This is a genomic window from Proteus mirabilis ATCC 29906 (genome assembly GCF_000160755.1).
GTDB classification, from domain to species: domain Bacteria; phylum Pseudomonadota; class Gammaproteobacteria; order Enterobacterales; family Enterobacteriaceae; genus Proteus; species Proteus mirabilis.
Genome location: NZ_GG668623.1, coordinates 1 through 230, shown reverse-complemented (window position 1 = coordinate 230; position 230 = coordinate 1). Strand labels below are relative to the sequence as shown.

Below are 230 nucleotides of genomic sequence, written 5' to 3'. Positions count from 1 at the left end.
CGCCTTGATAAGAGTGGTTTTCTACCGGAAAATAATCCGCGCCGAGATACTGTTCCGACTGGCGAATTTGCCCTTCGCTGTCGATCCAATAGCGGTTATGCCAGCGCGCCTGGTCGGTGGAGACTTCTTCGTCCAGCACGCGAACCGGGGTTTCATCGCTGCCGACTTTGACGGTATCGGTGCCATCCCATTTGAAGACTGAGCGTGCGGTGGCGTAGCGTACCTGCTGG

At 57.0% G+C, this 230-nt stretch carries 1 pseudogene; it reads right to left on the bottom strand.

Annotated features, from left to right (window positions below):
- Positions 1-230: pseudogene (locus HMPREF0693_RS18305) on the bottom strand (YjbF family lipoprotein); the annotation flags it as partial.